The organism is Actinomycetospora straminea (assembly GCF_028737255.1).
Lineage (GTDB): Bacteria > Actinomycetota > Actinomycetes > Mycobacteriales > Pseudonocardiaceae > Actinomycetospora > Actinomycetospora straminea.
Genome location: NZ_JAQZAN010000005.1, coordinates 254,255 through 260,957, shown reverse-complemented (window position 1 = coordinate 260,957; position 6,703 = coordinate 254,255). Strand labels below are relative to the sequence as shown.

General features: G+C 73.9%; 7 protein-coding genes. 3 read left to right on the top strand and 4 right to left on the bottom strand.

Annotation, left to right across the window (positions count from 1 at the left end):
- Nucleotides 1-44 precede the first annotated feature (44 nt).
- From trxB to PH190_RS10185, 3 genes are all read left to right on the top strand, one after another.
- The gene (gene trxB, locus PH190_RS10195; RefSeq protein WP_274231384.1) at nucleotides 45-1,142 is read left to right on the top strand and encodes a thioredoxin-disulfide reductase; all 1,098 of its coding nucleotides are present in this window, start codon (nucleotides 45-47) and stop codon (nucleotides 1,140-1,142) included.
- 40 nt (nucleotides 1,143-1,182) lie between these two features.
- Complete coding sequence (gene trxA / locus PH190_RS10190) at nucleotides 1,183-1,509, top strand: thioredoxin (RefSeq protein ID WP_274203755.1); 327 nt, start codon at nucleotides 1,183-1,185, stop codon at nucleotides 1,507-1,509.
- Between the two features lie 224 nt (nucleotides 1,510-1,733).
- The gene (locus PH190_RS10185; protein ID WP_274231383.1) at nucleotides 1,734-2,894 is read left to right on the top strand and encodes an N-acetylmuramoyl-L-alanine amidase; all 1,161 of its coding nucleotides are present in this window, start codon (nucleotides 1,734-1,736) and stop codon (nucleotides 2,892-2,894) included.
- Between the two features lie 45 nt (nucleotides 2,895-2,939).
- On the opposite strand, the gene PH190_RS10180 is transcribed toward PH190_RS10185, so the two are convergent.
- The 4 genes from PH190_RS10180 to rsmG all read right to left on the bottom strand — a co-directional run bounded on the left by PH190_RS10180 (nucleotide 2,940) and on the right by rsmG (nucleotide 6,683).
- A complete protein-coding gene (locus PH190_RS10180; protein WP_274231382.1) occupies nucleotides 2,940-3,617 on the bottom strand; it encodes a GNAT family N-acetyltransferase in 678 nt (225 codons plus the stop codon).
- Nucleotides 3,618-3,836: 219 nt separating this feature from the next.
- On the bottom strand, nucleotides 3,837-4,901 hold the full coding sequence (locus PH190_RS10175) for a ParB/RepB/Spo0J family partition protein (RefSeq protein WP_274231381.1): 1,065 nt from the start codon (nucleotides 4,899-4,901) through the stop codon (nucleotides 3,837-3,839).
- Nucleotides 4,898-5,830, bottom strand: coding sequence for a ParA family protein (locus tag PH190_RS10170; protein ID WP_274231396.1), 933 nt, complete (start codon nucleotides 5,828-5,830; stop codon nucleotides 4,898-4,900). Before PH190_RS10170 ends, PH190_RS10175 begins: the two co-directional genes overlap by 4 nt.
- A gap of 94 nt (nucleotides 5,831-5,924) precedes the next feature.
- Nucleotides 5,925-6,683, bottom strand: coding sequence for a 16S rRNA (guanine(527)-N(7))-methyltransferase RsmG (gene rsmG / locus PH190_RS10165; RefSeq protein WP_274231380.1), 759 nt, complete (start codon nucleotides 6,681-6,683; stop codon nucleotides 5,925-5,927).
- Between the last annotated feature and the right edge of the window lie 20 nt (nucleotides 6,684-6,703).

Here is a 6,703-nt window from a genome sequence, read left to right as displayed (position 1 = left end):
TCCGCAGGGGGAATCCTGCGGGGGTCCGTGACGTTGACGCCCACGTGAGCGACCAGACCATCCACGACGTCATCATCGTGGGCTCGGGACCGGCTGGGTACACCGCAGCGGTGTACGCCTCGCGCGCCCAGCTCGACGTGCTCGAGTTCGAGGGCAGCCAGTTCGGTGGCGCCCTCATGACCACGACGGGCGTCGAGAACTACCCGGGGTTCGCCGAGGAGATCCAGGGCCCCGAGCTCATGGACCGCATGCGCCGGCAGGCCGAGCGCTTCGGGGCGGACCTGCGTCCCGAGGACGTCGAGTCGATGGACCTCACGGGTGACGTCAAGTCGGTCCGGGTCAACGGCACCGACCACCACGCCCGCGCCGTCATCCTCGCCATGGGCGCGCAGGCCCGGTACCTGGGCGTACCCGGCGAGGAGAAACTGCTGGGCCGCGGGGTCAGCGCCTGTGCGACCTGTGACGGCTTCTTCTTCCGCGAGCACGACATCGTCGTGGTCGGCGGCGGCGACTCCGCCATGGAGGAGGCCACGTTCCTGACGCGGTTCGCCCGGTCGGTGACGATCCTCCACCGGCGCAGCGAGTTCCGGGCCTCCGGGATCATGCTGGAGCGCGCCCGCCAGGACCCGAAGATCACCATCCGGACGGACACGGTGGTCGAGGAGGTGCTCGGCGAGAACACCGTCGAGGGCGTCCGGGTCCGCAACACCGTGACCGGCGAGGAGGACACGCTGGCCGTCACCGGCATGTTCGTCGCCGTGGGTCACGACCCGCGCTCGGGGCTCGTCCGCGACGTCGTCGACACCGACGACGAGGGCTACGTCCGCGTGGCCCTGCCCGGCACCGGCACCAACATCCCCGGCGTCTTCGCCTGCGGCGACCTCGTCGACCACACCTACCGCCAGGCCATCACGGCCGCCGGCAGCGGGTGCCAGGCGTCCATCGACGCCGAGCGCTGGCTCGCCGAGCAGCCCGACAACACCCGCGACACCGCCCCGCCGCCCACCCCGGGCGTCGACGGTGCCGAGGTGGACGACTTCGCGTCGATCCACGCTCGCGACGGGGGTCCGACCGCCCGCGCGGGTTCGGTGGACGAGGGATCGTCCGAGCCCGCCGGCGACGCCGTCCCCGCCCCGTCCTGATCGCCCGAGCAGTCAACCGCAACACCCGAGGAGAGCCGCGATGAGCGCGCCCGTGAACGTCACCGATGCCACCTTCGCCGACGAGGTCCTGGGCAGCGACAAGCCCGTCGTCGTCGACTTCTGGGCGACCTGGTGCGGCCCCTGCAAGATGGTCGCCCCGGTCCTCGAGGAGATCGCCGCCGAGCACGGCGACAAGCTGACCGTGGCCAAGCTCGACATCGACCAGAACCCGGCCACCGCGCGTGACTACCAGGTCATGTCGATCCCGACCCTGCTCGTCTTCCAGGGCGGCAAGCCGGTCAAGCAGATCGTCGGCGCGAAGCCGAAGTCCGTCCTGCTCGACGACCTCTCGGACGTCCTGGCCTGACGGAGCCCGGACACCGATCCGTTCGTCGCCGCGGCGCCGGGCGGTCACCCCTCGTGGTGACCGCCCGGCGCCGTCGTGCGTGCGCTGGGCGAGCCCGAACCGTGACCCGCGACGACGCCCCGCTGCACGGCGTGACCCGCGCGGCAGGGCACAATGAGGCCTCAGTGAAGCGCGACGAGGTGTGGAGTCCGGACCCCGGACGCGGACGATCGGGAGCGAAGTGCATGCAGCTGCTCAGCCGCGGTGACGCCGGCCCGCCGGTCGCCGAGGTCCGGGCAGCACTCGAGGAGATGGGGATCCTCGAGCCGACGGGCCCCGGTCCCGCCCTGTTCGACGACCAGCTCGAGCAGGCCGTGCGCATCTTCCAGCAGCGGCGGGGCCTCATCACCGACGGCATCGTCGGCCCCGCCACCTACCGGGCCCTGCGGGACGCCCGCTGGGCGCTGGGCGACCGCATGCTGCTGCTCAACACCCAGCAGCCGCTCACCGGCGACGACGTGTTCTCGCTGCAGGAGCGGCTCCTCGAGCTCGGGTACGACTCGGGCCGCGCCGACGGCGTCTTCGGCCGCCAGACCGAGCAGGCGCTGCGCAGCTTCCAGCGCGACTACGGCATGAGCCCCGACGGCATGTGCGGGCCGCGCACCCTGCGCCACCTCGGCTACCTCGGCCGCAAGGTCACCGGCGGGCGCCCGGGCCTGCTGCGCGAGCAGGAGCGCCTGCACCGTGCCGGCCCGCGGCTCTCCGGCAAGCGCATCGTCATCGACCCGGGCCACGGGGGCGCCGACCGCGGCGTCTCGGTGGGCACCGGGGCGGACCAGGTCACCGAGGCGGGTCTCGTGGGCGACATCGCCCGCCGCCTCGAGGGCCGCATGGCCGCCGCGGGCATGGAGGCGCTGCTCTCCCACGGTCCCGACGACTGCCCCACCGACGCCGAGCGGGCCGGTTTCGCCAACTCCGCGGGCGCCGACGTCGTGCTCTCCCTGCACGTCGACGCGAACGCCAGCCCCGCCGCCAACGGCCTCGCCGCGTTCCACTTCGGCACCGGAACGGGCGCGACCTCGACGGTCGGCGAGGCCCTGGCCGGCTTCATCCACCGCGAGCTGCTGGCCCGCACCCGGATGCTCGACTGCGGCGTGCACCCGCGCCCGTGGGAGCTCCTGCGGCTCACGCGCATGCCCGCGGTGCGCGTGGAGATCGGTTACCTCACCAACGACCGCGACCGCGCCGCGCTGCTGGACCCGGGCTTCCGCGACGTCGTGGCCGAGGGGATCCTCGTCGCCGTCAAGCGGCTCTACCTGCTCGGGCAGGACGACAAGCCGACCGGCACGTTCACCTGGGCCGAGGTGCTCCAGCGCGAGAGCAACCGCCCGGCCGCCGCCCGCTAGGACGACGGCCGGTCCGACGAACGCAACGGGCTCGCCCGTCCTGCCTCAGCCGCACCCCACGCGCGCCGGGGGCGCGGCGGCCGGGGCCGTCGAGATGGTCACCGAGCCCAGGAGCTGGGCGATGGCCGCCTCGACGTCCTCCTTCCAGTTGAAGCCGGTGCGCAGCTCGTAGCGCATCCGCGGCCAGCGCGGGTGCGGCGCGACCGTCTTGAAGCCCACGGCGCGCAGGAACGCCGCGGGCAGCACGCAGGTCGGGGTGTCCAGGTCGGTCCGGCCGTGGCCCTCGGCGCGCGGGCGCTCGGTGTCGTCCGCGAACGACTCGACGGCCTTGACGCCGCGGCGGGTGAGGTCGCGGACGACGTCCTGCACCAGCAGGCGCCCGACGCCCTCGCCGGCGAAGTCGGGCAGCACGTGCAGCCCGCACAGCAGCACCGCGTCCGGGGACACGGGCGCGGTGGGGAACGCGGCGGCGCGCGGGACGGCGGTGGGCGGGGCGTAGAACGCGAAGCCGGCGGGGACGCCGTCGACGTGGGCGATCCGTCCGCACGAGCCCCACTCGAGGAGCACGCCGGAGACCCAGGCCTCCTTCTCGAGCTCGACGGTGCCGAAGTCCTCCGCCTGGTCGCTCAGGTGTGGGGGGATCTCCCAGTAGACGCATCGACGGCACGGCTTCGGCAGCTCATCGATGTTGTCGAGGGTGACCCCGACACAGGTCCGCGACACGCGTTCCGCCTTCCCCGACGATGGTCGAGCTCGTCCGCGATGTGTCCCGGCGGACCGATGCCCGCGAGGAGGATACGGGCACCGTCCCGCGTCGTCTCCGGCGCGGGGTCCCCCAGGTGGACGAACCGGCTGGGCGATCTACGCAGTGACCCCGCGCTCTCCGTCGATCTCAGGGCGCCCCCAGATCGACGCTGGGGGCCCCGACGATCAGTCCTGGTGTCAGGAGCCCGGGGAGGGCCCCGAGTCCATCAGACGCGCGATGCGCTCCAGATCGTCCACCGATCCGAACTCCACGACGATCCGTCCCTTGCGCTGGCCCAGCTCGACCTTCACGCGGGTGTCGAACGTGTCCGACAGGCGCTCGGCGAGGTCCTGGAGCCCCGGCGCGTGCATCGGCCGGCGGGCCGGCGCCTTCTTCGCCGGCGGCTGCCCGCCCCGGGCGAGCGTCACCGCCTCCTCGGCGGCGCGCACCGACAGGCCCTCGGCGACGATGCGCGCGGCGAGCTCCTCCTGCGCGCCCGGGTCGTCGAGACCGAGCAGCGCGCGGGCGTGCCCGGCCGAGAGGACGCCGGCGGCGACGCGGCGCTGCACCGCGACGGGCAGGCGGAGCAGGCGGATCGTGTTGGTGATCGCCGGGCGGCTGCGCCCGATGCGGTCGGCGAGCTGCTCGTGCGTCACGTCGAACTCGGTGAGCAGCTGCTGGTACGCCGCCGCCTCCTCCAGCGGGTTGAGCTGGACGCGGTGGATGTTCTCGAGCAGCGCGTCGCGCAGGAGGGTGTCGTCGGGCGTCTGCCGGACGATCGCCGGGATGTGCTCGAGCCCGACCTTCTGGGCCGCCCGCCAGCGCCGCTCGCCCATGACGAGCTCGTGGGTCAGCGACGGCCCGCCGTCGGGTCCCGGCTCCGGCGCGGGCAGCTCGCGGACGACGATCGGCTGCAGCAGCCCGAACTCGCGGATGGAGTGCTCGAGCTCGGCGAGCGCCTCCTCGTCGAACACCTGCCGGGGCTGGCGCGGGTTGGCGCGGATGCCGTCGAGGCGCACCTCGCGGTACACCGCGCCGGCGACCTCGCCGGACACCTCGGCGCCGGCCGCCGACCCGGTGCTCGCCGTGGCGTCCACCGGCGGCTCCGGGGTCCGCCGCGACCCGAACACGACGTCCGCGGCCTGGTGGCCGAGACCGGGCCGCGACGGGGTCGGGGCGCCGTCGGTCTCCGGGGGACCGGTCGGGATGAGGGCCGCGAGCCCGCGCCCCAGCCCGCCGCGACGTTCGGTGCGCTCGCTCATCGGACTCCCTCACCCTCGCGCTGGCGACGCACGACCGCGCGCGCCGCGAACTCCCGTGCCGCATCGAGGTAGCTCATCGCTCCCCGCGAGCCCGGGTCGTAGGTGAGCACGGTCTGACCGAAGCCGGGCGCCTCGGAGACCTTCACGCTGCGCGGGATGACGGTGCGCAGGACGACCTCGCCGAAGTGCGCCCGGACCTCGTTGGTCACCTGGTCGGCGAGCTTGGTGCGGCCGTCGTACATGGTCAGCAGGATCGTCGACACGTGCAGCTCGGGATTGAGGTGCGACTGCACGAGCGCGATGTTGTTGAGCAGCTGGCTCAGGCCCTCGAGCGCGTAGTACTCGCACTGGATGGGGATGAGCACCTCGGGCGCCGCCACCATCGCGTTCAGCGTCAGCAGGCCCAGCGACGGCGGGCAGTCGATGAGGACGTAGTCGACGTCGAGCCGGTCGAGCGCCTCGCTCGTCAGCGCGTTCTTCAGCCGCGACTCCCGGTTGAGCATCGAGACGAGCTCGATCTCGGAGCCGGCGAGGTCGATCGTGGCGGGCACGCACAGGAGGTCCGAGGAGCGCTCGCAGACGGCGGCCGCCTCGTCGATCGTCATCTCGCCGAGCAGGACCTCGTAGATCGACGGGGTCCCGCTGCGGTGGTCGACGCCGAGCGCGGTGCTGGCGTTGCCCTGCGGGTCGAGGTCGACGACGAGCACGCGCGCGCCGTGCAGCGACAGGGCGGCGGCGAGGTTCACCGCGCTCGTCGTCTTGCCGACGCCGCCCTTCTGGTTGGCGACGGTGATGATGCGGCGCTCGGGGGGCCGGGGCAGCCGGTGGTCCTCGGGGTGCAGCACGCGCGCGGCGCGGGCGGCCTCCTCGGCGATCGGCGTCAGACCCTCGTCACCGTGGGGGTAGAGGACCTCGCCGGCGCCGAGCACGCCCGCCCCGACACTCGCCGCGGCGTCGCTGACGGCCTCGCGCACCTTCTCGGCGGAGGGACGGTCGGCGGGTGTTCCACGTGGAACAGAGCGGCTAGGTGTCGGTCGGTCGGTCACGGGCTCGATCCTTCCTGCCGCGCGCGCGGCGTCCGGAACCGGGGGAGGGGCCGCGTCGCTCGCTCCGGCTTACCAGCACGACGGTGGTCGCGGCCTCTCCCACGCCGCAGTGCACCACCCGGGGGTCGTCCCCACCCGCCGCAAGGATCTCCTTGAGGTCGCGCTCGACCTCGCTCGCGGCGCTCGCACCCTTCATCGCCGCCAGGATCCCACCCGGCCGGACGAGGGGGAGCGTCCAGGTGGTGAGTCGCCCGATCGGTGCCACGGCGCGGGCCGTGACGACGTCGCTCTCCCCGCACCGCCGGCGGGCCTCGCGCTCCTCGGCGCGCCCCCGGACCACGGTCACGCCCAGCCCGAGCTCCTCGACGACCCGCTCCAGCCACGCCACCCGGCGCGCCATCGGCTCGAGGAGCGTGATCGTGAGGTCGGGGCGGGCGAGGGCGAGCGGGATGCCGGGCAGGCCGGCACCGGACCCGACGTCGACCACCGAGGCGTCGGCAGGCAGGACCTCACCGACCGCGGCGCTGTTGAGGACGTGACGGTCCCAGAGCCGGGGGAGCTCGCGGGGACCGATGACCCCCTGCTCGTGACCGGGCCCGGCGAGCAGAGCGACGTAGCGCTCCGCGGCCGCGAGACGGTCACCGAACACCGCCGCGGCCGCCGCCGGGGTCTCCGGGACCACCGGCGCCTCGACGGGGCCGCTGCCGTCGGCGGCCCCGTCGTGGGTGGTGCTCATCGCCGTGTTCCACGTGGAAC